The 21,761-nt window shown below is 72.2% G+C and carries 21 protein-coding genes and 1 riboswitch; of the genes, 17 read left to right on the forward strand and 4 right to left on the reverse strand.

Features of this window, described 5'->3' with window-relative positions; genetic code table 11:
- Positions 1-64: 64 nt before the first annotated feature.
- From A6A29_RS19200 to A6A29_RS19250, 11 genes are all read left to right on the forward strand, one after another.
- Positions 65-1,033 carry an NADPH:quinone oxidoreductase family protein gene (locus A6A29_RS19200; RefSeq protein WP_073721350.1) on the forward strand — a complete coding sequence of 323 codons (969 nt, stop codon included), beginning with the start codon at positions 65-67 and terminating at the stop codon, positions 1,031-1,033.
- On the forward strand, positions 1,030-2,220 hold the full coding sequence (locus A6A29_RS19205; protein ID WP_073721352.1) for an acyl-CoA dehydrogenase family protein: 1,191 nt from the start codon (positions 1,030-1,032) through the stop codon (positions 2,218-2,220). The genes A6A29_RS19200 and A6A29_RS19205 overlap by 4 nt, the downstream gene beginning before the upstream one ends.
- Positions 2,217-3,350 (forward strand): acyl-CoA dehydrogenase family protein, encoded by a 1,134-nt coding sequence (locus tag A6A29_RS19210; protein WP_073721354.1) that lies wholly within the window; start codon positions 2,217-2,219, stop codon positions 3,348-3,350. The genes A6A29_RS19205 and A6A29_RS19210 overlap by 4 nt, the downstream gene beginning before the upstream one ends.
- A gap of 166 nt (positions 3,351-3,516) precedes the next feature.
- Entirely contained in the window at positions 3,517-5,133 is a 1,617-nt protein-coding gene (locus tag A6A29_RS19215; protein WP_073721356.1) for an ABC transporter substrate-binding protein, read from the forward strand.
- Positions 5,134-5,156: 23 nt separating this feature from the next.
- Complete coding sequence (locus tag A6A29_RS19220; RefSeq protein WP_073721358.1) at positions 5,157-6,122, forward strand: ABC transporter permease; 966 nt, start codon at positions 5,157-5,159, stop codon at positions 6,120-6,122.
- Positions 6,115-6,972: an ABC transporter permease gene (locus A6A29_RS19225; protein ID WP_073721360.1), complete on the forward strand. Its 858-nt coding sequence runs from the start codon at positions 6,115-6,117 to the stop codon at positions 6,970-6,972. Before A6A29_RS19220 ends, A6A29_RS19225 begins: the two co-directional genes overlap by 8 nt.
- Positions 6,973-7,022: 50 nt before the next feature.
- Positions 7,023-8,012 (forward strand): ABC transporter ATP-binding protein, encoded by a 990-nt coding sequence (locus A6A29_RS19230; RefSeq protein ID WP_073721361.1) that lies wholly within the window; start codon positions 7,023-7,025, stop codon positions 8,010-8,012.
- On the forward strand, positions 8,005-8,685 hold the full coding sequence (locus tag A6A29_RS19235) for an ABC transporter ATP-binding protein (protein WP_073721362.1): 681 nt from the start codon (positions 8,005-8,007) through the stop codon (positions 8,683-8,685). The genes A6A29_RS19230 and A6A29_RS19235 overlap by 8 nt, the downstream gene beginning before the upstream one ends.
- Before the next feature lie 259 nt (positions 8,686-8,944).
- Positions 8,945-9,844, forward strand: a complete 900-nt coding sequence (locus tag A6A29_RS19240; RefSeq protein WP_073721778.1) for a phosphatidylinositol-specific phospholipase C/glycerophosphodiester phosphodiesterase family protein — start codon at positions 8,945-8,947, stop codon at positions 9,842-9,844.
- 117 nt (positions 9,845-9,961) lie between these two features.
- Entirely contained in the window at positions 9,962-10,156 is a 195-nt protein-coding gene (locus tag A6A29_RS19245; RefSeq protein ID WP_073721363.1) for a hypothetical protein, read from the forward strand.
- A 67-nt stretch (positions 10,157-10,223) separates the two neighbouring features.
- On the forward strand, positions 10,224-10,964 hold the full coding sequence (locus A6A29_RS19250; RefSeq protein ID WP_073721364.1) for a hypothetical protein: 741 nt from the start codon (positions 10,224-10,226) through the stop codon (positions 10,962-10,964).
- Between the two features lie 68 nt (positions 10,965-11,032).
- On the opposite strand, the gene A6A29_RS19255 is transcribed toward A6A29_RS19250, so the two are convergent.
- Complete coding sequence (locus tag A6A29_RS19255) at positions 11,033-11,398, reverse strand: DUF779 domain-containing protein (protein WP_073721365.1); 366 nt, start codon at positions 11,396-11,398, stop codon at positions 11,033-11,035.
- Positions 11,399-11,485: 87 nt separating this feature from the next.
- Between A6A29_RS19255 and A6A29_RS19260 the strand changes: the two genes are divergently transcribed.
- Positions 11,486-11,863 carry a hypothetical protein gene (locus A6A29_RS19260; RefSeq protein ID WP_073721366.1) on the forward strand — a complete coding sequence of 126 codons (378 nt, stop codon included), beginning with the start codon at positions 11,486-11,488 and terminating at the stop codon, positions 11,861-11,863.
- Between the two features lie 161 nt (positions 11,864-12,024).
- Positions 12,025-12,216 carry a DUF6381 family protein gene (locus tag A6A29_RS19265; protein WP_073721367.1) on the forward strand — a complete coding sequence of 64 codons (192 nt, stop codon included), beginning with the start codon at positions 12,025-12,027 and terminating at the stop codon, positions 12,214-12,216.
- 53 nt (positions 12,217-12,269) lie between these two features.
- On the opposite strand, the gene A6A29_RS19270 is transcribed toward A6A29_RS19265, so the two are convergent.
- On the reverse strand, positions 12,270-13,286 hold the full coding sequence (locus A6A29_RS19270) for a PHP domain-containing protein (RefSeq protein WP_073721368.1): 1,017 nt from the start codon (positions 13,284-13,286) through the stop codon (positions 12,270-12,272).
- Positions 13,287-13,500: 214 nt separating this feature from the next.
- Here A6A29_RS19270 and A6A29_RS19275 point away from each other — a divergent pair, with 214 nt between their 5' ends.
- On the forward strand, positions 13,501-13,827 hold the full coding sequence (locus A6A29_RS19275) for a plasmid stabilization protein (RefSeq protein ID WP_073721369.1): 327 nt from the start codon (positions 13,501-13,503) through the stop codon (positions 13,825-13,827).
- A 54-nt stretch (positions 13,828-13,881) separates the two neighbouring features.
- On the opposite strand, the gene A6A29_RS19280 is transcribed toward A6A29_RS19275, so the two are convergent.
- On the reverse strand, positions 13,882-15,198 hold the full coding sequence (locus A6A29_RS19280) for a helix-turn-helix domain-containing protein (protein ID WP_073721370.1): 1,317 nt from the start codon (positions 15,196-15,198) through the stop codon (positions 13,882-13,884).
- 202 nt (positions 15,199-15,400) lie between these two features.
- On the opposite strand from A6A29_RS19280, the gene A6A29_RS19285 reads away from it, so the two are divergent.
- Together A6A29_RS19285 and A6A29_RS19290 are read left to right on the forward strand one after the other, a co-directional pair.
- Positions 15,401-16,003 carry a hypothetical protein gene (locus tag A6A29_RS19285; protein ID WP_079182861.1) on the forward strand — a complete coding sequence of 201 codons (603 nt, stop codon included), beginning with the start codon at positions 15,401-15,403 and terminating at the stop codon, positions 16,001-16,003.
- A 79-nt stretch (positions 16,004-16,082) separates the two neighbouring features.
- Positions 16,083-18,617, forward strand: a complete 2,535-nt coding sequence (locus A6A29_RS19290) for a SpoIIE family protein phosphatase (protein WP_079182862.1) — start codon at positions 16,083-16,085, stop codon at positions 18,615-18,617.
- Between the two features lie 30 nt (positions 18,618-18,647).
- Here the strand turns inward: A6A29_RS19290 and A6A29_RS19295 are convergent, their stop codons facing one another.
- Entirely contained in the window at positions 18,648-20,066 is a 1,419-nt protein-coding gene (locus A6A29_RS19295; protein ID WP_073721372.1) for an FAD-dependent oxidoreductase, read from the reverse strand.
- A gap of 486 nt (positions 20,067-20,552) precedes the next feature.
- Positions 20,553-20,712, forward strand: a riboswitch (cyclic di-AMP (ydaO/yuaA leader).
- Between the two features lie 2 nt (positions 20,713-20,714).
- Here A6A29_RS19295 and A6A29_RS19300 point away from each other — a divergent pair.
- Positions 20,715-21,623, forward strand: a complete 909-nt coding sequence (locus A6A29_RS19300) for a transglycosylase SLT domain-containing protein (protein WP_073721373.1) — start codon at positions 20,715-20,717, stop codon at positions 21,621-21,623.
- Positions 21,624-21,761 lie beyond the last annotated feature (138 nt).

Consider the following 21,761-nt stretch of genomic DNA (forward strand, 5'->3'; position numbering starts at 1 on the left):
GGCAAGCGACCGCTTAGTATGCGCCGGAGCAGTGGTAATGCCGACAGTGTTGTGGAGGCCCCTCATGCAGGCATGGCGAGTGCACCGGAACGGCGAGCCGAGCGAGGTGATGGAGCTTCAGGAGACGGACCGGCCCACACCCGGAGACGGCCGGACACTGATCGAGGTACGCGCGGCGAACATCAACTTCCCCGACGCGCTCCTCTGCCGAGGCCAGTACCAGGTCCGTCCGCCACTGCCCTTCACCCCCGGCGTGGAGATCTGCGGCGAGACCGAGGACGGGCGCAGGGTGCTCGCCACCCCCGCGCTCCCGCACGGTGGCTTCGCCGAGTACGTCGTCGCCGACGAAGCGGCCCTGCTGCCCGCCCCCGACTCCCTGGACGACGCCGAGGCGGCCGCCCTGCACATCGGCTACCAGACCGGCTGGTTCGGGCTGCACCGGCGGGCGCACCTCCGGGCCGGCGAGACCCTTCTCGTGCACGCGGCAGCGGGCGGTGTCGGCAGCGCCGCCGTCCAGCTCGGCAAGGCGGCGGGTGCCACCGTCATCGGCGTCGTCGGCGGGCCGGAGAAGGCCGGGATCGCCCGGACGCTGGGGTGCGACCTGGTCATCGACCGGCGGAGCGAGGACATCGTCGCGAAGGTCAAGGAAGCGACCGGCGGGCGCGGCGCCGATGTCGTCTACGACCCGGTCGGCGGCGACGCCTACGCCAAGTCCGTGAAGTGCGTCGCCTTCGAGGGACGTGTCGTCGTGGTCGGCTTCGCGAGCGGCGTCATCCCCGCCCCGGCGCTCAACCACGCCCTCGTCAAGAACTACTCGATCGCCGGACTCCACTGGGGTCTGTACAACACCAAGGACCCCGCCGCGGTCCGCTCCTGCCACGACGAACTGACCGCGCTCGCCGCCCGGGGAGTCATCAAGCCGCTGATCAGCGAGCGTGTCGCGATGGCCGGCGCGGCGGATGCCGTGCAGCGTGTCGCCGACGGCACGAGCACCGGCCGCATCGTCGTCCTGCCGACGGGAGCCGCCCGATGACCGCCTCCATCGACGCGGCCGACGTCCGCCGCCGCACGGGCGAACTGCTCGCCGCGCACCCACCGGCCACCACGGACCGCACCGACTTCCTGAAGGCCCGCTTCGACGCGGGTCTCGCCTGGGTCCACTACCCGGCCGGACTCGGCGGGCTCGACGCACCGCGTTCCCTGCAGCCCGTCATCGACGCCGAACTCGCCGCGGCCGGGGCCCCGGACAACGACCCGCGCCGCATCGGCATCGGTCTCGGCATGGCGGCCCCCACCGTCCTCGGCTTCGGCACCGACGAGCAGAAGCAGCGCTTCCTGCGGCCCCTGTGGGTCGGCGAGGAGGTGTGGTGCCAGCTGTTCAGCGAGCCGGGCGCCGGTTCCGACCTGGCGGCCCTCGGCACCCGGGCCGTCCGCGACGGCGAGGACTGGGTCGTCGACGGGCAGAAGGTCTGGACCTCCAGCGCCCATGTGGCCCGCTGGGCGATCCTGATCGCCCGCACCGACCCCGATCTGCCCAAGCACCGCGGCATCAGCTACTTCATCTGCGACATGACCGACCCCGGTGTCGAGGTGCGCCCGCTGCGCCAGATCACCGGCGAGGCGGAGTTCAACGAGGTCTTCCTCACCGGCGTACGCATCCCGGACAGCAGGCGGCTCGGCCCGGTCGGCGAGGGCTGGAAGGTCGCCCGGACCACCCTGATGAACGAGCGCGTCTCGATCGGCGGGGCGCGTATCCCGCGCGAGGGCGGCATGATCGGCCCGGTCTCGCGGACCTGGCGCGAACGCCCCGAGCTGCGCACCCATGATCTGCACCAGCGGCTGCTGACCCTGTGGGTGGAGGCCGAGGTCGCCAGGCTCACCGGCGAGAGGCTGCGGCAGCAGCTCGTCGCCGGGCACCCCGGCCCCGAGGGGTCGGGCATGAAGCTCGCCTTCGCCCGCCTCAACCAGGAGATCAGCGGCCTGGAGGTCGAACTCCTCGGCGACGGGGGCCTCCTGTACGGCGACTGGACCATGCGCCGCCCGGAACTGGTCGACTTCACCGGACGCGACGCCGGATACCGCTACCTGCGCTCCAAGGGCAATTCCATCGAGGGCGGCACGAGCGAGGTACTGCTGAACATCGTCGCCGAGCGCGTCCTCGGGCTGCCCGTCGAGCCGCGCAACGACAAGGACGTCGCCTGGAAGGACCTCTCCCGATGACCGCGCTCCACCAGCCCGCCGCGACCCCCGGCCTCCTCTACTCGGAGACCGAGGAGGACCTGCGGTCCGCCGTGCGCTCCCTGCTCGCCGACCGGGCCGACGCGCCGACGGTGCTCGCCCGCGCGGAGTCCGACACGCCGTACGACCCGCGGTTGTGGGAGGCGCTCGCCGCCGGTATCGGCGCCGCCGGACTCCTCGTACCGGAGAAGCTCGGGGGACAGGGCGCCTCCCACCGGGAGGCCGCCGTGGTCCTGGAGGAGATCGGGCGCAGCGTCGCGCCGACGCCGTACCTGACGAGCGCGGTCGTGGCGACCGCGACGCTGCTCGCGCTGGGGACCGAGGACGGCCCGGTCGCGGAACTGCTCGCCGGCCTCGCCTCCGGCCGCAGGGTCGCCGCCCTCGCCGTGCCGTTCGCCACCCCGCCCGCCGGTACGCCCGGCGCGACGGTGGCCGCGGCGGACGGCGTACTCGACGGGACGGTGACCGCGGTGGCCGACGCGGCCACCGCCGACGTGCTGCTGGTGCCCACCCCCGAGGGCCTGTACGCGGTCGAGGCCGCCGCGGGCGGGGTCACCGTGGAACCGCTCATCCCGCTCGACCTGACCCGTCCGCTCGCGGCCGTCACCCTGACCGGCGCCACCGGGACCCTGCTCGCCACTGCGGGAGCGGCGGCCGACGCCGTACGGAGAGGGCTGCTCGCCGGTGCCGGACTGCTCGCCTCCGAACAGCTCGGGCTTGCCGAGTGGTGCCTGACGGAGACCGTCCGGTACACCCGTGAACGGCACCAGTTCAACCGGCCGGTGGGCTCCTTCCAGTCGCTCAAGCACCGGATGGCCCAGCTCTGGCTGGAGGTCGTCTCGGCCCGCGCCGCCGCCCGCAACGCCGCCGACGCCCTCGCCACCGGCAGCCCCGACGTCCCGCTCGCGGTCGCCCTGGCCCAGGCGTACTGCTCGAAGGTCGCGGTCCGTGCGGCCGAGGAGTGCGTGCAGCTGCACGGCGGGATCGGGATGACCTGGGAACACCCCGCGCATCTCTATCTGAAGCGGGCCAAGGCCGACTCGATCGCGTACGGCACGGCGGGAAGCCATCGCGCGGCCGTCGCCGAGCTGGTCGAACTCCCGGCGCCGTAGGGCCCTTTCCTCGGATCCGTCAGCGGGGGTACGCGTCGCGTACCCCCGCTTCGCCCTGCCCGGCGGAGACGGACGGCTGTGGGCGGGGTGGGCGCGGCCCTTTACGTGCTGTTTAATTGCGATCGTTTCGCAATAACATTCGATCTTCATTAGGGATGTGCAGAGTATGACGGCCCGATCGATACGGGGAGCGGTCGCCACCGCGCTGGCGACCGTGCTGTCGATATCCGCGGCGGCCTGCTCGAATCCGGGAGATCCGGACGCGAGTTCCGGCTCCGGGGCGGGTTCCGCGGACTCCGCCGTCGTCGGTATCGCGTACGAGCCCGACAGCCTCAGCCCGCTGCTCGGCTACGGCAAGGACGGCAACTCCAAGATCTTCGACGGGCTGCTCGCCCTCGACGGCGGGATGACGCTGCGGCCCGCGCTCGCCACCGCCCTGCCCGAGGTCAGCGCCGACGGGCTCACGTATACCTACCGGCTCCGCAAGGGCGTCACGTTCAGCGACGGAAAGCCCTTCGGTGCCAAGGACGTCGTCTTCACCTACCGCACCATCCTGGACGAGAAGACGAACAACGCCTCCCGCACCGAGCTGGACGCGGTGAAATCCGTCGAGGCGGTCGGCGAGGACAGCGTCGTCTTCACCCTCAAGTACCCCTACGCGCCGTTCGCCCAGCGCACCGTCCTGCCCATCGCCCCCGAACACGTCGCGGGCGAGCAGGACGTCAATACCGGCGCCTTCACCACCCACCCCATCGGCACCGGGCCCTACCTCCTCACCAAGTGGTCCAAGGGCGAGAAGCTGAGCTTCAAGGCCAACCCCGACTACTGGGGCGGCGCACCGAAGATCAAGAAGTTCACCATGGCGATCATCAAGGACGACGACGTGCGCGCCACCCGGCTGCGCTCCGGCGACCTCGACGGCGCGATCCTGCCGCCCAACCTCGCCAAGGGCTTCAAGGGCGACGACGGCAAGCGGACCTACGCGGCCACGACGTACGACTACCGCACCGTGACCCTGCCCACCCACAACAAGGCCGCCGGTGACACCGCCGTCCGGCGCGCACTCGATGTCGCCGTCGACCGGCAGGCCATGGTCGACTCCATCCTCAACGGCGAGGGCAAGCCCGCCTACGGTCCCGTCCCCACCGACAGCGAGTGGTTCACCAAGGGCACCGAGCGCACCCACGACCTCGCCGCCGCGAAGAAGATCCTCGACACGGCGGGCTGGAAGCCCGGCAAGGACGGCATCCGCACCAAGGACGGCGTACGCGCCGCCTTCCCGCTCTGGTACCTCACCGGCGACAAGCTCCGCCAGGAACACGCCCTCGCCTACGCCTCCGACGCCAAGAAGGCCGGCATCGACATCACCGCCGAGGCCGGGACCTGGGAGGTCATCGAGCCCCGGATGAAGCAGGACGCCGTCCTCGCCGGCGGCGGATCGCCCGCCGACCCCGACTTCGACCAGTACACCCTGCTGAAGTCCTCCCTCGCGGGCGACGGCTTCAACAACATGGCGTGGTACGACAACAAGGCCGTCGACACGGCCCTCGAAGCGGGCCGCAGGAGCGGTGACAAGGCCGCCCGCCAGGCCGCGTACGACACGGTCCAGCGGGAACTGGTCAAGAACCCCGGCTACACCTTCCTCACCCACATCGACCACCTCTACGTCGTCGACGACCGGTTCGGCCCGCTCACCACACAGGTCGAACCGCACGACCACGGCCTGGCCTCCGGCCCCTGGTGGAACGTCGAGAAGTGGACCACCGAGGGCGCGGAGAAGTGAACCACCGCCTCCCCTGGGGGCCGATGGCGCGGATGGCGGGACGGCGGGCCCTGTTCGCCGTGCCCGTCCTCGGCGTCGTCACCTTCGGCGTGTTCGCCGTCGCCGCCGCGTCCCCCTTCGACCCCGTCAAGGCCTACGCGGGCACCGCGGGCCTCACCGCCTCGCAGGAGAACCTCGACCAGCTCCGCGCCAACCTCGGCGTCGACCAGCCGCTGGTCACCCGCTGGTGGAACTGGCTCACCTCCGCGCTCCAGGGCGACTTCGGCGACTCCAGCGTGATGCGCCAGCCGGTCGCCGATGTCATCGGCGAACGCGTCGGCTGGTCCGTGCTGCTCGCCGCCACCGCCTTCGTCGTCGCCATCCTGCTCGGCACCGGCCTCGGCGTCCTGGCCGCCCGCCGTCCCGGCGGCTCGCTCGACCGGTGCGTCAGCTCGGCCGCGTACACCCTGGAAGCCGCCCCCGCCTTCTGGCTCGGGCTGCTCGCCATCTGGTTCTTCGCCCTGAAACTGGACGTCCTGCCGGCCGGCGGACTCACCGACGCCGCCAGCGACACGGTCACCTTCGGACAGGTCGCCTCCCACCTGGTGCTGCCCGCGGCGGTCCTCGGGATCTCCCAGCTGCCGTGGTTCTTCCTGTACGTACGCCAGGGAGTCGCCGACGCCCTGGACGAGGACCCGGTACGCGGCGCCCGCGCCCGCGGACTGCGCGAACGCACCGTGCTGCTCGGCCACGCCCTGCGCTCCGGCATGCTGCCGATGCTCACCCTGATCGGCTCCCGCGTCCCCGAACTCATCACCGGCGCACTCCTCGTCGAGACGGTCTTCAGCTGGCCCGGCATCGCCGCCGCCACCGTGCAGGCCGCCACCTCCGTGGACTTCGCGCTGCTCGCCGCCCTCACGGTGCTCGCCACCGCGGCGGTGCTGCTGGGCAACCTCCTGTCCGATCTGCTGTACGGACTGGCCGATCCGAGAGTGGGCTTCGATGGCTGAGGCCGTGTTCGCGTCCCCGCGCCGCACCACCCGCCGCATCCGTGTGGTCACCTCCGCGGGGATCGTGGCCGCCGTGCTGCTGGCCGTCCTCGTCGTACCGCCGCTGGTCCAGCTCGACCAGCAGGCCGTCGACCTCGCGGCCAAGCTGCGACCCCCTTCCCTCGCGCACCCGTTCGGAACGGACGACGTGGGCCGGGACCTGCTGCTGCGGTGCGTCTACGGGCTGCGCGTCTCCCTGCTCGTCGGACTGGTCGCCGCCCTCACCGCCACCGTCATCGGCACGGCCGTCGGCGCCCTGGCCGCGGCGTTCGGCGGCTGGACCGACCGGGTCGTGATGCGGCTGGTCGACACCTTCTCGTCCGTACCGCACCTGCTGCTCGGCATCTTCATCGTCGCGATGTTCCGGCCCGGCGTCTGGCCGGTGATCGTCTCCGTGGCCCTGACGCACTGGCTGTCCACGGCCCGGATCGTCCGCTCCGAAGTGCTCTCGCTGCGCTCGCGCCCCTTCATCGACGCGGCGATCTCCGGCGGCGCCTCACGGGGACGGGTCATCGTGCGGCACCTGCTGCCCGGAGTGCTGCCGCAGGCCGGTCTGGCGGCCGTCCTCATGGTGCCGCACGCCATGTGGCACGAGTCGGCGCTGTCCTTCCTGGGTCTCGGCCTGCCCGCCCACCAGGCGAGCCTCGGCAACCTCGTGCAGTCCGCGCGTGGATCGCTGCTCGCCGGTGACTGGTGGCCGACGCTCTTCCCCGGCCTCTTCCTGATCATTCCGACGCTCGCCCTGGCGGGCCTCGCCGGTGCCTGGCGCGAGCGGATCAATCCGCGCCGCCGATCGGAGCTGATGCTGTGACCCGCCCGAGCGAAGACCGGCCGCGCCGGACGTCCGCGCCGGGACACCGTGTGCCGTCCGCGCCGGGGGCTCCCGTGCTGTCCGTGCGGGGACTCTCCGTCCGCTTCCGGCTGCGCGGCGGACGGCACATCGCCGCCGTCACCGACGCCCACTTCGACCTCGCGGCCGGGGAGTGCCTGGCGCTGGTCGGCGAGAGCGGCTGCGGCAAGTCCGTACTCGCCTCCGCCCTGCTCGGACTGCTGCCCGCCAACGCCGGGACCACGGGCAGCGCCCTCCTGGCCGGGGACACCGATCTGCTCACCGCGGACGAACGCACCCTCGCCCGCTCGGTACGCGGCCGCCGCATCGGACTCGTACCGCAGAGCCCCGCCGCCCACCTCACCCCCGTACGCACGGTCCGCGCCCAGTTGGAGGAGACCCTCCGCGAACTGACCGGGGTACGCCGGCCCGCCGTACGGGCAGCGGCGGAGGCGGCCGCCGCCCGCGCCTCGTTCCCCGCCGACCACCTCGACCGCTACCCGCACGAACTCTCCGGCGGCCTCGCCCAGCGCGCCGCCACCGCACTGGCCCTGATCGGCGACGCGCCGCTGCTCCTCGCCGACGAACCCACGACCGGGCTCGACCGGGACCTGGTGGAGCGGACCGTCGACGAGCTGCGCCGCCACACCGACGGGGGCCGTGCGCTGCTGCTCATCACCCACGACCTCGCGGCCGCCGAGCGGATCGCCGACCGGGTGGCCGTGATGTACGCCGGACGGATCGTCGAACTCGCCGACGCCGACCGCTTCTTCGGGCACCCGGGACCCCGGCACCCGTACGCGAGGGGGCTGCTCGACGCCCTGCCGGAGCGGGACTTCACGCCGATCCCCGGGATGCCGCCGGAGCTGGGCGCACTGCCCGAAGGGTGCGCGTTCGCCGCCCGCTGCGCCCATGCCGATGAACAGTGCGCCGTGCTGCCCGCGTTCGACGGGGCCCTCGCCTGCCATCACCGCCTGCCCACCGGTGAGGACCGCCGGAGCGAGGAGTCCGCCGATGCTTGAGCTCACCGGCATCACCGCCGGATACGACCCGCGGCGCCCCGTCGTCCGCGATGTCTCGCTGAGCGTCGCCCCGGCCGAGGCGGTCGGGCTGCTCGGTCCGAGCGGCTGCGGCAAGTCCACCCTGGCCAGGGTCGCGGCCCTGCTGCACCGCCCCGACGCGGGCACCGTCACCCTCGACGGCGAAGCGGTACGCGGCTGGCGCCACCGGGCCCCGCAGGCGCAGCGGACCGCGGTCGGCGTCGTCTTCCAGCAGCCCCGGCTCTCCGCCGACCCCCGGCTGAGCCTGCGTGAACTCATCGCCCAGCCGCTGCGGTCCACGGGGCGACGCGGTGAGGTCGCGGACCGGGTGGGGGAGCTGGCCGGGCGCGTCGGGCTGACGGGGGAACTGCTCGACCGCCGGCCGCACGCGGTGAGCGACGGCCAGCTGCAACGGGCCTGCCTCGCCCGCGCGTTGGTCCTGCGACCGAGGCTGCTGATCTGCGACGAGATGACCGCGATGCTCGACGCCTCGACGACCGCCGCCCTGGTGGCCGTCGTGGAGTCCTACCGCGCGGAGTCCGGGGCGGGGCTGCTGGCGGTGGGCCACGACCGGGTGCTGCTGGAGCGCTGGTGCGACCGGACGGTCCGCTGGGACGAACAGGCCCCGCGGCACGGACCGCGGAAGCGCGGGTGATTTCCCGCGACGGCACGGCCCACGCGGCCACCGCCTGTGGTGGAACCGGCCGGCGCCGGACGATGCCTGTCCGACGGCCCGTCCCCTCCATGGCCCGGCGCCGAGGCCGAACAACGGGCGCAGCGCAGTCGACGGGTGGACGACGACCGCTCCAACTCTTGGCAGGTACCTGCCGTGGAGGTGGTGCGCGCCCTCATACTCGGTCGCGTCCGTCCGCACCGCTCTGCTCTTCCCACCGCTTCAGGGAGACCCCATGGCCATGGCACACCTGACCCGTCGCAGAGTCGTCACCACCGCGCTCGCCACCGCGGCCGCGGGCGTGGTCGTCCCCGCCGGGGCGGCCGTCGCCGCCCCCTCCGGCAACCCGGGCGACCACGGCCGCCCCCACGGCCCGCGTCCTCTGCGCCACGCCCACGCGCACAACGACTACCTGCACCCGCGACCGCTCCACGACGCCCTCGCGCACGGCTTCACCAGCGTCGAGGCGGACATCTTCCTCGTCGACGGCGACCTGCTCGTCGCCCACGACGCCGCCGACCTCGACCCCACCCGCACCCTCGCCTCCCTCTACCTCGACCCGCTGCTGGCCCTGGCCGGGGCGAACCACGGCAGCGTCCACCCCGGACACCGCGCCCCGCTGCAGCTGCTGATCGACATCAAGGCCGACGGGGTGGCCGCCTACCTCGAACTGGACCGGCAGCTCCAGCGCTACCGCCGGATGCTGACCCGCTACCGCCACGGCCGGGTCCGCGCCGGAGCGGTCACCCCCGTCATCTCCGGCGACCGCGCCGCCCGTGGCCCCATGGAGGCGCAGCGCACCCGGTACGCCTTCTACGACGGCCGCCTCGAAGACCTCGGTACGGCGGCGACCGCGTCCTTCATCCCGCTCATCAGCGCCAACTGGACCCAGTCCTTCGGCTGGCTGGGCGCGGGTCCCTTCCCGGCCGCCGAACGGGACCGGCTCGCCGGTCTCGTGAAGGCCGCCCACCGGCGGGGTCAGCGCGTCCGTTTCTGGGCCACCCCGGACCTCGCGGGACCCGAGCGCGACGCCGTATGGACCGAGCTGCTCGCGGCGGGGGTCGACCATCTGAACACCGACGACCTGGCGGGCCTCGAACGCTTCCTGCGCGCCCGGGGGAGCGCCGTCCGGGCCGACTGACGCGCCCCAGCCGGTAAGTACCCGTTCGGCGGACACGCCAGTGCGCCGAACGGCCTTTCCGCTACGCCACACTGGCGGCCGAATGCCGCAATTCCGGCGCGGCGGAGGAGGTTGGCCATGGCGATTTCGATCTCGTTGGTGCTGCTGATGCTGATCCTGGCAGTGATCTTCCTGCGCAACGGCGGGCTGAAGCTCTCCCACGCGCTGGTCTGCGCCCTGCTCGGGTTCTGCCTCGCGGGCACGAGCATGGCGCCGACCATCCAGGAAGGCATCGTCGCCACCGCGAACGTGGTCAGCGCCCTGAACCCCTGACCGGGACCGGTGCCCCGTCCCCGTACACGGTTCGTGCCGGTGCGACCCGATCCCGCACAATGGGGCCATGTCTTTCCCGCCACCCGGACGGCACTCGGGCGCCGCCCACCACGAGTACTGCAACAACGGACTCTGCTGCCGGTGCCAGATGCGGACCTGGTCGACGAAGGTGGGCAACGAACGGCTCTGCGGGCCGTGCGCCTCCTGCTGCCGTGAGTGCGGCCGGGCTCCCGCGCCGCATGTGGACGGGCTCGACGACGGACTGTGCGCCGAGTGCCGCGGTCTGTGCGGCCGCTGCCAGAGCCCGAGACGGCCCGACGGCTCCTGCGAATGCCAGAGGTGGCGCGAGGACGCGAAGGGCAATCCGCCGCGCTACGTTCTGCAGGCCCTGCCGCAGCCGCTGATGCAGGCGTTCGGCGGTCGCGTACCGCAGTCCGTCCAGGAGCTGATCCACCAGGAGCTCGGCCGGCGCACAGCGGGCGGTCTGCGCGAACGCATCGAACGCCGGTGGAACCTCCGCTGGGCCCACGCCCTCAACGAGAAGGACGAGGACGGCAGGCGCCGCTGGAGCCCCCAGGACATCGCCGAGCAGCTGCTGCGGCCCGGCCAGTGCGCCGACCCCCAGTGCGAGGACGGCTATCTGATCACCACCGACGCGCCCTGCGGCCGCTGCCGACAGCCCACGCACCGCTTCGTCACCTCGGTCGCCGACCACACCGCCACCCCGGACCACGCCAGGGCGACCGCGGCGGGAATCCGCCGGGCCATGCTGGAGAACCGCTCCCACCAACAGCGCCGGCCGCGCTGAGGCCCCGCACCTGGGGCCCGTGCACCGGCCCGCCCCCACGCATCGCGTTCAGTGCACCGGGGCCCGCCTCAGGTGCCGACGAGCCGTGAGCGGATGAGGAACCTCACCCCTTCCGGAGCCTCCAGCGAGAACCCGCTGCCGCGCCCCTCCACCACATCGACGATCAGCCGGGTGTGCGCCCACACCTCGTACTGGCTCCTCGACATCCAGAAGGGCACCGTCTCGGCGACGCCCTCGACGGCGAGATCGGCGAGCAGCACATCGGAGTTCCCGGTACGGAACTCACCGGCCAGGTAGCACATGGGCGCACTGCCGTCGCAGCAGCCGCCCGACTGGTGAAACATCAACGGGCCGTGGTCCGCCCGCAGCCGTCTGACCAGACCGGCCGCCGCGTCGGTGAACTCCACGACCGGAGCGTTCGGAACGTGATCCACGTATCAGCCCTTCCCCGACCGGCCACGGACGGGCCGAGTCAACTGCACCTGACGTTGCGGCAAGGTTGCACGCCCTATGCTCGCGACATGGAGCAGAGGGAAGTTGTGAAGCGCGTGATCGGCATTCTCACCGAGGCGGGTGAGATGCAGCGGCTGCTGGAGGCGGACGTCGACCGGGACGATCTGGACAGCGGTGCCGGTGCTGTCACCGCCCTGCTGAACGAGACGATGCCACACATCGCGATCCCCGAGGACTTCTCCGTCGAGGAGGTGGTGAGCGTGGTCGGGCGTGAGGTCGGCGGCGCCGTCGAGCAGCTCGTGGGCGCCTTCACGCTGGCCTTCACGATGCTGGCGCAGGTGCACGACTCCGGACAGACGGACGTGACCTCGACCGACGTGCTGCGGGATCTCGCGCTCCGGGTCGAGGCGGGCGGCCCCGACGACGATCCCGGTTCCGTCCTGTAGGCGGCGCGGCCCTCACGGTGTTCCGGCGGGCGGCACGGGGCGGGGGACGCACTCGCCGTGCTCCCCGCCGGGTGGCTCCGGGATGCGGGCGTGCCGCGGCACTGGTTCGCTGGGGGTGTTGGTCCCCTGACGTGGTGGCCCGTACCGTCCGAGGAGTGGTGATGAGCGGTTCCGACGAACCCGCGAACCTGGCCCGGCAGATGCGTGAGAAGGCGCAGCAGCTGACCGAGGCCGCGCAGCGCGCGACAGACCCGGAGGAACGCAAGCGCCTGGAGAAGAAGGCCCGGACGATCCGTGACCGGAGCGAACAGCAGAGCGGCATGGCCAGTGGAGACATCTACCCGCAGAAGTAGATACTCCCCCCCCGGGGCCCCCGTGCGGCAGCTCCCGGCCGATGACCTGGACCTCACCGGGCCCCCGGTGAGGTCCACTCCAGCAGCCGGTCGGCCGTCCATGACGTGACGACGCGCTCCACGGGCACCCCGCACTCCTCGGCCCGCGCACAGCCGAGGATCTGCCAGTCCAGCTGTCCCGGAGCGTGCGCGTCCGTGTCGATGGCGAAGAGCACGCCCGCCTCGACGGCCCGGCGCAGCAGCCGCCGCGGCGGATCCAGCCGCTCCGGGCGGCAGTTGATCTCCACCGCCGTTGCGGACTCGGCACACGCGGCGAAGACCCGGTCCGCGTCGAACTCCGACTCCTGCCGGCCCCGGCCCGCGACGAGGCGCCCCGTGCAGTGACCCAGTACATCGGCGTGCGGGTCGCGCACCGCAGCTTCCAGCCGCCGTGTCATCGCCCCCGCCTCCATGCGCAGCTTGGAGTGCACCGACACGACGACCACATCGAGCCGTTCCAGCAGCTCCGGTTCCTGATCGAGTGAGCCGTCCGGGAGGATGTCGCACTCGATGCCGGTGAGCAGCCGGAACGGCGCCCACCGCTCGTTGAGTTCCGCCACCACCCCCAGCTGCTCCCGCAGCCTCCGCGCGGACAGCCCGTTCGCGACCGTCAGCCGGGGGGAGTGATCGGTGAGGACCGCCCACTCGTGGCCCAGCTCCACGGCCGTCCGTCCCATCTCCTCGACCGGACTGCCACCGTCCGACCAGTCGGAATGCAGATGGCAGTCGCCCCGCAGGCGCGCGAGCAGTGCCCCGCCTCCCTCGGCGAGCGGGACCGTGGCCTCCGCCTCCAGCCGGTCCAGGTACTCCGGCACCCTGCCCGCCAGCGCCTCCCGGATCACCTGGCCCGTCCTGGGCCCGATGCCGCTCACCTTTTCGAGAGTCGCCCGTGTCACCCGTTCCGTGAGCTCGTCTCCGGACAGGTCCTCGACCGCCTCGGCTGCCCGGCGGAACGCCCGTACCCGGTACGTGGCGCCCTGCGAACGCTCCAGCAGAAACGCGATCCGCCGCAAGGCGGTGGCCGGATCCATCAGTACCTCCCTGGCGGAACGGCGACAGCCGTTGACGGGGACGTCCGGGGCTGTCCGCAACCAGCATCGCCGGATGCCCACCGGCCCGCACGGCGGCGAGCCGTCGGCCGCCCTGCGGAACCGTGCTCCGCCGGCGGAGCGGTCCGGCGCTGTGGAGGGGTGGACATGCGGCGTCCGGGCCGCACACCGCAGTGACACGGAGAGGAGAGGCATCGTGCCCGCAGGTTCCAGTCGGAAGCGTGAACGTCAGGACGAGCACATCAAGGAGGGAGCCGAGAAGCGCGGCGAGTCGACCGGGCGTGCGAAGGAGATCGCCGCCCGCACCGTGAACAAGGAGCGGGCGAGGTCCGGCGAGTCCAGGACCGCGAGCAGAACATCGACGCAGGACAGCAGGTCGGCGTACGAACGCGGTGGGGAGCGGTCGCACAGCGGGTCCCGGGGGCCGACCAGGGACCAGCTGTACGGGGAGGCGAAGAGGCGGAACATCGAGGGCCGTTCCTCGATGAACAAGGAGCAGCTGCGTAAAGCCCTGGACGGCTGAACGCCGACCGGGCGCACCGCGCCGGGCGCGACGGGAGCCGCGGCCCGCTGCGCGCTAACGAAGGGGCGGTTCCGGCTCGGCGTGCACCCAGCGGCCGGCGTGGGAGTCGTAGTCGTACACCGGACGCCCCCGGGCACCGCTGGTGCGGAACGGGCTGCCGTTGTCGTCGACGCGTACGGTCCCGGACCGCCCGCCGGCGCTCCACCGCAGCTCCCCGTACCAGTCGCAGTCACAGCCGGCCGTGCGGCCGGTGACCAGGAAGACCTCCGGGTCCGTCGCGGAGACGCTGTACGGGAACGCGACCGCCGCAAGGGGCTCACCGGAGTCATTGCCCGCGACGGACCGTGCGACCGGCCGCGGCAGGTCCAGGTCGACATCGAACAGGCGGGGAGTGAGCGCGCCGCCGCACCCGTGATTCATGCGGTAGACGTCCCGCTTCGGCGGCTCCCGCCGGGCGGTCACCCGGATCCGCAGCGATTCGAGGACCACCGCCCGCTCACCCTTGCCCTGCAGCGTGATCCGCACGCCGGTGTCGGACGCGTGCACGGCACCGAGGGACCGTGCCCAGGACTCCGCGTCCGCCTCCACCGGCGGCGGGGGCACCTTCGCGGTGTCCCCGCCGAGGAGATAGGCGTGATCGCACCCGTTCTTCCAGATGTGATCGTCGGTGGTCCACGAGAACGGCATCGCGTCGCCGTCCGGTTCCCCGGCGGCGCCGACGCCGTCCTCGGCCACCGTCGCCCGCGGCTGCCGCGGGCGGTCCACCGCCCCGGCCGCCGCGTCGCCGGAACGGGAGGGCGTGACATCGGGGGAGGGGGCGGCAGGGGAGGGGACGACGGCCCGTCGTGGCCGTTCCGCTCCGGAGACACGGCCCTTGGACCGCTCCACGGCGGCTCCCGGTCCGTCCGCCCCGGAGAACGGCGTTCCGCCGAACGCGACGATCAGGGTCAGCGTGATGAGCGTCGCGAGCAGGGCAGCGGCGGCATACGGACCGCGCCGCCGCGCCGGGGCACGTACGACAGGCTCCCGCCCCTTCCCGCCTCCGTCGCCCTCCGTGCCGCCCCCGGCCGTGAGCGGGGCGGCCGGCAGGCTCGTCACCGGGACCCGGCGCCGGTTCCGTTCGGCGTCCGCCATGATCCACAGGCGGTGCAGCGCCGCGAGGTCCTCGCCCCCGCACCCGCAGAAGCGGGCCAGCCGCTCCACCGGCGCGAACTCGATCGGCACCGTCCGTCCCACGCAGTACCGGTGCAGTGTCGAGGCGCTGATGTCCACCCGCCGCGCGAGAGAGGCATAGGTGCGGCCGGACCCTTCCCGCAGGGCGCGCAGCCGCGCCGCGAAGGCATCGCTCGCGCTCTCTTTGGCTGCTGCCAACCCCCTCGACCTCCCCCGGCCGTCCCAGGAGGGCGTTCCACCCCACTGAAAGGACCCCACGTCACCGGGGGTGGGATGGTTCCGCCGTTCCACGGGTTCGTGTCGTGCTTGGCACCGCCCCGACGGCCGCCGAGGCTGGTGCCTGTTCCGCTCAGCCACCGAAACGGGGAGTACTTCCGTGAACAGGATCCGTGCCGCCGTCATGGCCGCCGTAGCCGCGGGCATGACCCTCACCGCACCCTCACCGGCCTCCGCCGCACCCGCCTCGCACGCGGCCCCCGCCGCTCCCGCGGCGCCGAAGTTCCTCTCTGCCTCGCAGCTGCCCGCCTCCCTCAGCCCATGGACCGCTGGTCCGGTGCGCCGGGGACTGCCCGACTCCGGCTCCGTATGCACCGCCGGTATCGCGCCGGCGGCGTCCACCAGCCATCGTGACTTCCGGACGGAGCTGGACACCGGTGCGCGCCAGACCACCACGGTCGCGGCCACCACCGCGCGGGCGACGGCACTGGCCGCCGAGCTCCGTGCCGCGCTCGAAAGCTGCCTGGACCGGCTCAAGGAGGAGGACCCGGGGCTTCAGGGCGAGGCTTTCTACCACGGCCGGGTGAACGTCGAGGACGGCGCGCACATCTACAGCGTCGACACGTCCTACCCCGAGGGCGGCTCGACCGACATCGGCCTCTACTCGGTCGGCCGTGACGGCCGGACGGTGACCGTCGTGGAATGGGGCCAGCTGGGCGATCTCGACGGAGCACCGCTGGAGGGCTTCAGGAAGAGCACCCGCACCGCCGTCGCCAAGCTCCACTGAGCCGTCGTACGGCACCCGGAGCGAGCCGCCCGGCACTCTTCGCGAGCCGCCCGGGTCGCGGCCCGCGAAGGTGCGCGGCATGGCGGAGGGGGAGCATGCTGGCTGTGTGACCCGGCACGGCACGACCCGGCACACCCCGCTCGACGAGAGCGGGGAGGTGGCCGGGGAAGCGAGCACTGGCCGAGTACCGGACGAGCTTTCCCTGGTGCTCGCCCAGGCCGCCGTGAGCGCGATCGAGTCCGCCGGGGGATACGCGGGCGGTGTGTATCTGCGTTCGTCGACGCCCGGACTGCTGCGGCTGGCGGTACTCGCGGGGCTGCCCGGTCCGCTGTTCCGCCCCTGGTGGCGTATGCAGGTGAAGCGGCCCCTCCCGGTGTCCGAGTCCTACCGCACGGGCAGAGCGGTGCTCCTGGCCGACGCGGAGGAGGCGATGCGCCGCTTCCCGCAGCTGATGGCGGGGCTGCCGTTCCCCTTCGGGTCGCTGTACGTCCCGGTCGGGGCCGGCCGGGACAGAGCGGGCGTCCTGTTCGTGATGCGCGCCGCCACGCCCGGGGAGCCGGTGGCACCCGCCGAGGTCGGGCGGCTCCAGCGCATCGCCCGGCGGCTCGGCCAGGACCTCGCGGGACTCGGATCCGGCGGCACCTCGTGCCTGTGGGACGGCGAGCCGCTGCCCGTCCAGCTGCCCGCGGCCATCGCGCCGCCGCTGCGGATCGGCCGCTTCGACTGGGAACTCGAAAGCGGCGCCGTCACCGCCGACGAGGAGATGTGCGCGATCCTCGGCACGACGCCCGCCGCTTTTCCGGGCACCGTCGACGCCCTCGCGGCGCGGCTGGTGCCGGAGGACGTGTACGGGCTGTGGGCACTCGCCCGACAAGCCGCCGAGCCGGACGCCTCCGTCGTCCGCAGGATGCGGCTGCGGGGACCCGACGGCCGCTCGCACCTGCTGGAACTCTCGGGACGCTGGGTCCACCCGACCGGCGACGGAGCCGCGAGCCACCTGAGCGGCTCCGTGGTGGACCTCGGCGCCGGGCCGGTCGTCGCGGAGGCGGCCGACCGGATGCCCCGCGGCATCTTCTCGCTCGACCGGCTCGGCCGGATCACCTACGCCAACCACCTGGCCGAGGACCTCCTCGGCCGCAGCCGGGCGGAGCTGGTCGGGCGCGTCCTGTGGGAGACCCTGCCGTGGTTCGGGCACCCCGCCTACGAGGACCACCACCGGGCCGCGCTGCTCTCCGACGAAGCCGTTCACTTCCTGGCCCGCCGCGCCCCGAAGGAATGGCTCTCCGTCTCCATGTACCCCGGCCACGACGGGGTGACGGTGGTGCTCAGCGCCACGGAACAGCCGGCCTACGCCCCCGGGTCCGTCGTCGTGCCGGGCGCCGGCCTGGGCTCCCCGGCCGACCGTTCCGCCGCCCTGTACCGGCCGGTCGCCCTCGCCATCGCGCTGACGGAGGCCGTCACCGCCCGCCAGGTGTCCGCCGTCGTCACCGAGGAACTGCTGCCCGCCTTCGGCGGCAGGCAGCTGGCGATCTACCTGCTGAGCGAACGCCACCTCTATCTGGCCTGGGAGACCGGCTTCCCGGAAGGCTTCCTCAACCGATTCGACGGGGTCGCTCTCGACGCCCGCATTCCCGGCGTGGAGACCCTCACCTCGGGCCGCCCCATCTTCTTCGAGTCCATGGAGCGTCTGGGGGAGGCCTATCCCGGCATCCCCATGGACGCCGACGTCGGAGCACGGGCCTTCCTGCCGCTGATCGCCTCCGGGCGGCTGGTCGGCTCCTGCATCCTCGGCTTCGACCGGCCGCGCGGCTTCAGCCCGGAGGAGCGCACCGTCCTCACCGCCCTGGCGGGGCTCATCGCGCAGGCACTCAAGCGGGCCCAGCGCTACGACAGCGAGGCGGCGCTGGCCCGGGGTCTGCAGGACGCCCTGCTGCCGCACCGGCTGCCCGGGATCGAAGGCGTCGACACGGCCGCCCGGTACCTCTCCGGCACGCAGGGCATGGACGTCGGCGGCGACTGGTACGACGTCATCGAGACCGGCCGCGGTCTCGCCCTGGTCATCGGCGACGTTCAGGGACACGGTGTGGCAGCCGCCGCGACCATGGGTCAACTGCGCAGCGCCGTACGCGCCTTCGCCCTCGGCGCACGTGATCCGCAGGAGGTGATGAGCGGTACCAACAGGCTGCTCATCGATCTCGACCCCGGCCAGTTCGCCAGCTGCTGCTACGTCGTCCTCGACCCTGCCACCGGTGTCGTCCAGGCGGTGCGGGCGGGGCATCCGCAGCCCGTGCTGCGCCATCCCGACGGCGCGACGGAGGTCCTGGACCTGGCCGGTGGTGTCGTCCTGGGCATCGACAGCGAGGCGGTCTACCCGGTCACGGAATTCCGGCTCGACCCCGGGGCGATGCTGGCCCTGTTCACCGACGGGCTCATCGAGCGCGCGGGGACCGACATCGACGAGGGCATCGAGCGGCTGCGGAGCGGCATCGCCGCGCTCGGCTCGGCATCGCTCGGCGACATCGCGGACCGGGTGATCGAGGAGGCGGGGCAGGCCGACGACCGCCCCGACGACATCGCGCTGCTGCTCGCCTCCCGCTGGACGGCGGCGGACTGAGCCGCCGTCCAGGGGTGCGGATCCGGCCCGTCAGGAACCGGCGGGAGCGTCCGCCGGTCCGGAGGCACCGGAAGCCCCCGACGCGGCGGGAGCACCCGACGCGTCCAGCATGGCGGAGCGGTCCACGACCTTGATCCGCTCGCGGCCCTCGGCCGCGCCCAGTGCCTGCTCGTGCGCGTCCAGGCGGTGCCAGCCCTCACGGGTGGTGTAGCGGACACCTCGTTCGTCGAGGAAGGCGACGACGGCGTCCGGCTCCGGCTGTGCGGGGGCGGGCAGCCGGCCCTCGGCGCGGTCCTCCAGCAGGCAGGCGACCGTCTCGTTGGCGTCACCCTTGGTGTGCCCGATCAGGCCGATCGGTCCACGCTTGATCCAGCCGGTGACGTACACGGACGTCATCGGCTCCTCACCGGCGATGACGCGACCGGCGGCGTGCGGGACGGTGCCGGAGGACACGTCGAAGGGGAGCTTCGGGAGCTCCTGCGAGTAGTAGCCGACCGCGCGGTAGACGCTCTGCACGTCCCAGTCGGTGAACTCGCCGGTGCCCCGGACGTTGCCCGTGCCGTCCAGCTCGGTCCGCTCGGTCCGCAGACCCGCTACGCGGCCGTCCTCGCCCAGGACCTCGACGGGCGACTCGAAGAAGTGCAGGAAGAGCTTGTGCGGCCGGTCGCCGACGTCGCGGATCGCCCAGTTCTCCAGTGTGGAGGCGACCATGTTGGCCTGCTTGTTGCCCCGCCGGGTCTCGATGGACCCCGCGTCGTAGTCGATGTCCTCGGGGTTGACGATGACCTCGATGTTGGGCGAGTGGTCCAGCTCCCGCAGTTCCATCGGGCTGAACTTGGCCTGGGCCGGACCGCGGCGGCCGAAGACATGCACTTCGAGTGCCTTGTTGGCCTTGAGGCCCTCGTACACGTTGGCCGGGATCTCCGTCGGCAGCAGCTCGTCGGCCGTCTTGGCGAGTATGCGCGCCACGTCCAGGGCCACGTTCCCGACGCCCAGTACGGCGACCTTCTCCGCCGTCAGCGGCCAGCTGCGGGGCACCTCGGGGTGCCCGTCGTACCAGGAGACGAAGTCGGCCGCGCCGTAGGAGCCGTCCAGCTCGATCCCGGGGAGGCCGAGCGCGCGGTCGGCGTCGGCGCCGGTGGAGAAGATCACCGCGTCGTAGAAGGACCGCAGCTCGTCCAGCCCGATGTCATGGGGGTAGTCGACGTTGCCGAACAGTCGCAGCTGCGGCTTGTCCAGCACCTGGTGGAGCGCCTTGACGATGCCCTTGATCCGCGGGTGGTCCGGGGCCACGCCGTAGCGGATCAGACCGAAGGGGGCGGGCATGCGCTCGAACAGGTCGATCGATACGCCCGGGTCCTGTGCGGCTTCGGATTTGAGCAGCGCGTCCGCTGCGTAGATCCCGGCGGGACCGGCTCCGACGATGGCGACGCGGACGGGGCGTGTCATGGCGTGTTGTTCCTTAGGGCGGGCGACGCGGGCAGGGGGGCGGCAAGCTGCGCAAGTAAGGCTTGGCTTACCAGTCTCCACCGCACACGTTAAGCCCTGCCCCGGCCGGACCTCGGGCCGGGGTCCCGTGAAGCCCATCGATCCGCCCCAAGATGCCCGAATTCTGCAATATGGGGGATTTTCCGGAATCGGGTTTTTCGCTCACGGAAGCCATGGGGGCGATATCTGATCTTCGGGGCGTGGAGCAAAACGGCCTTTTCGGACTCAGTGGCGAGCGTCACGTTCTGGACCCCTGACGGTGTGACACGTCGCCCGGTTCCCTTCTGTGACGGGAAATTTGACTTCGCGTTGTGGGATTGCCGACAGGAATTTCCATGAATTGATCTTGCGGAAGAATTGCGATCAAGAATTCGGGGCTTGTTCTGGCCGGCCTTTCTCGCCTACGGTCACCGTCAATCCGGATGGAACGCCTAATCCTGCCGCCGTCCGGCAATCAGACCTACTTACGTACGGCAGGAGCGGGGGACCCAGGTAAGCCGCCGATCCGGTATCCGGATCGGCTCGGGGTGAAGTCGCATTCGCGTGCGGCCAGGCAACTCCAGCCTGAACCCGACAGCTCACCTCGTAGGCGACGGAGAGGAATTCACCATGCCCTCAATGGGTAAGCACCGTCGTTTCAAGGCCACTTCGCTGACCCGCGGCATCATCGCCATGGGTGCGGGCGGAGCCGCTCTCGTGCTTCCGCTGGCCGGTGCGACCGTCGCCTCGGCTGCGCCCGCGCAATCCGTCACCGCCGAAAAGGCGCCTACTGCCGTATCCGCCAAGGAAATCGCCGTCGGTAAGGGCGCCGTGACGACTCATTCCGTGATCGCGGGTGATTCCCTTTCCAAGATCGCCCGTGCGTATTCCCTCGGTGGCGGCTGGCAGAAGCTGTACGAGGACAACCGGGAGGCCGTCGGCGGCAACCCCGACCTGATTCACCCCGGCCTGAAGCTGTCGGTCGGTGCCACGTCCGTAACCGGCTCCAAGTCCTCCGACGCGTCGTCGGACCGGGCCGCGGGCGGCGACCGCGCCGACCGCTCCGAGCGGACGGCCGCGCCGCAGGCCGCGAACGGTGCCACCGGTACCGCCGCCACGACCCCGGCGGACGACACCACCGGGACCGCGAACGGCGTCGCCGAGGCCACTGCCGTCGCCGACACCGCCACCGTCCCCGCCGAGCAGCCCGCGACGTACACGGACGACCTCGACGGCTGGATCAAGGAGTCGCTGGCCGTCATGGCCGAGCACGGCATCCCCGGCAGCTACGACGGCATCCACCGCAACATCATGCGCGAGTCGTCGGGCAACCCGCAGGTCGTCAACAACTGGGACTCGAACGCCGTCGCCGGGACCCCGTCCAAGGGGCTCCTCCAGGTCATCGACCCGACCTTCCAGGCGTACCACGTGCCCGGTACGTCGATGGACAGCCTCGACCCGGTCGCCAACATCACCGCCGCGTGCAACTACGCCGCCGACAAGTACGGCTCGATCGACAACGTGTTCGGGGCCTACTGATACCTGGCAGTGCCGGCGGCGAGAAGAACCGATGGGCGGTGAAGGGGCTTTCGGCCCCTTCACCGCCCATCGGCGATTCCGGATCATGCCGGGCATCCAGTACAAGTTACCTACAGGTATGTAGTGACTTACCACGCG

Origin of the sequence: Streptomyces sp. TSRI0281, assembly GCF_001905125.1 — a bacterium.
Classification (GTDB): domain Bacteria; phylum Actinomycetota; class Actinomycetes; order Streptomycetales; family Streptomycetaceae; genus Streptomyces.

What these genes read in the sequence shown, in the direction of transcription:
- A6A29_RS19295 (WP_073721372.1), bottom strand. Translation starts at nt 20,066, where the DNA reads ATGACACGCCCCGTCCGCGTCGCCATCGTCGGAGCCGGTCCCGCCGGG.
- A6A29_RS19290 (WP_079182862.1), top strand. Translation starts at nt 16,083, where the DNA reads ATGGCGGAGGGGGAGCATGCTGGCTGTGTGACCCGGCACGGCACGACC.
- A6A29_RS19225 (WP_073721360.1), top strand. Translation starts at nt 6,115, where the DNA reads ATGGCTGAGGCCGTGTTCGCGTCCCCGCGCCGCACCACCCGCCGCATC.
- A6A29_RS19250 (WP_073721364.1), top strand. Translation starts at nt 10,224, where the DNA reads ATGTCTTTCCCGCCACCCGGACGGCACTCGGGCGCCGCCCACCACGAG.
- A6A29_RS19235 (WP_073721362.1), top strand. Translation starts at nt 8,005, where the DNA reads ATGCTTGAGCTCACCGGCATCACCGCCGGATACGACCCGCGGCGCCCC.
- A6A29_RS19300 (WP_073721373.1), top strand. Translation starts at nt 20,715, where the DNA reads ATGCCCTCAATGGGTAAGCACCGTCGTTTCAAGGCCACTTCGCTGACC.
- A6A29_RS19245 (WP_073721363.1), top strand. Translation starts at nt 9,962, where the DNA reads ATGGCGATTTCGATCTCGTTGGTGCTGCTGATGCTGATCCTGGCAGTG.
- A6A29_RS19210 (WP_073721354.1), top strand. Translation starts at nt 2,217, where the DNA reads ATGACCGCGCTCCACCAGCCCGCCGCGACCCCCGGCCTCCTCTACTCG.
- A6A29_RS19260 (WP_073721366.1), top strand. Translation starts at nt 11,486, where the DNA reads ATGGAGCAGAGGGAAGTTGTGAAGCGCGTGATCGGCATTCTCACCGAG.
- A6A29_RS19240 (WP_073721778.1), top strand. Translation starts at nt 8,945, where the DNA reads ATGGCACACCTGACCCGTCGCAGAGTCGTCACCACCGCGCTCGCCACC.
- A6A29_RS19220 (WP_073721358.1), top strand. Translation starts at nt 5,157, where the DNA reads ATGGCGCGGATGGCGGGACGGCGGGCCCTGTTCGCCGTGCCCGTCCTC.
- A6A29_RS19215 (WP_073721356.1), top strand. Translation starts at nt 3,517, where the DNA reads ATGACGGCCCGATCGATACGGGGAGCGGTCGCCACCGCGCTGGCGACC.
- A6A29_RS19205 (WP_073721352.1), top strand. Translation starts at nt 1,030, where the DNA reads ATGACCGCCTCCATCGACGCGGCCGACGTCCGCCGCCGCACGGGCGAA.
- A6A29_RS19200 (WP_073721350.1), top strand. Translation starts at nt 65, where the DNA reads ATGCAGGCATGGCGAGTGCACCGGAACGGCGAGCCGAGCGAGGTGATG.
- A6A29_RS19285 (WP_079182861.1), top strand. Translation starts at nt 15,401, where the DNA reads ATGGCCGCCGTAGCCGCGGGCATGACCCTCACCGCACCCTCACCGGCC.
- A6A29_RS19270 (WP_073721368.1), bottom strand. Translation starts at nt 13,286, where the DNA reads ATGGATCCGGCCACCGCCTTGCGGCGGATCGCGTTTCTGCTGGAGCGT.
- A6A29_RS19265 (WP_073721367.1), top strand. Translation starts at nt 12,025, where the DNA reads ATGAGCGGTTCCGACGAACCCGCGAACCTGGCCCGGCAGATGCGTGAG.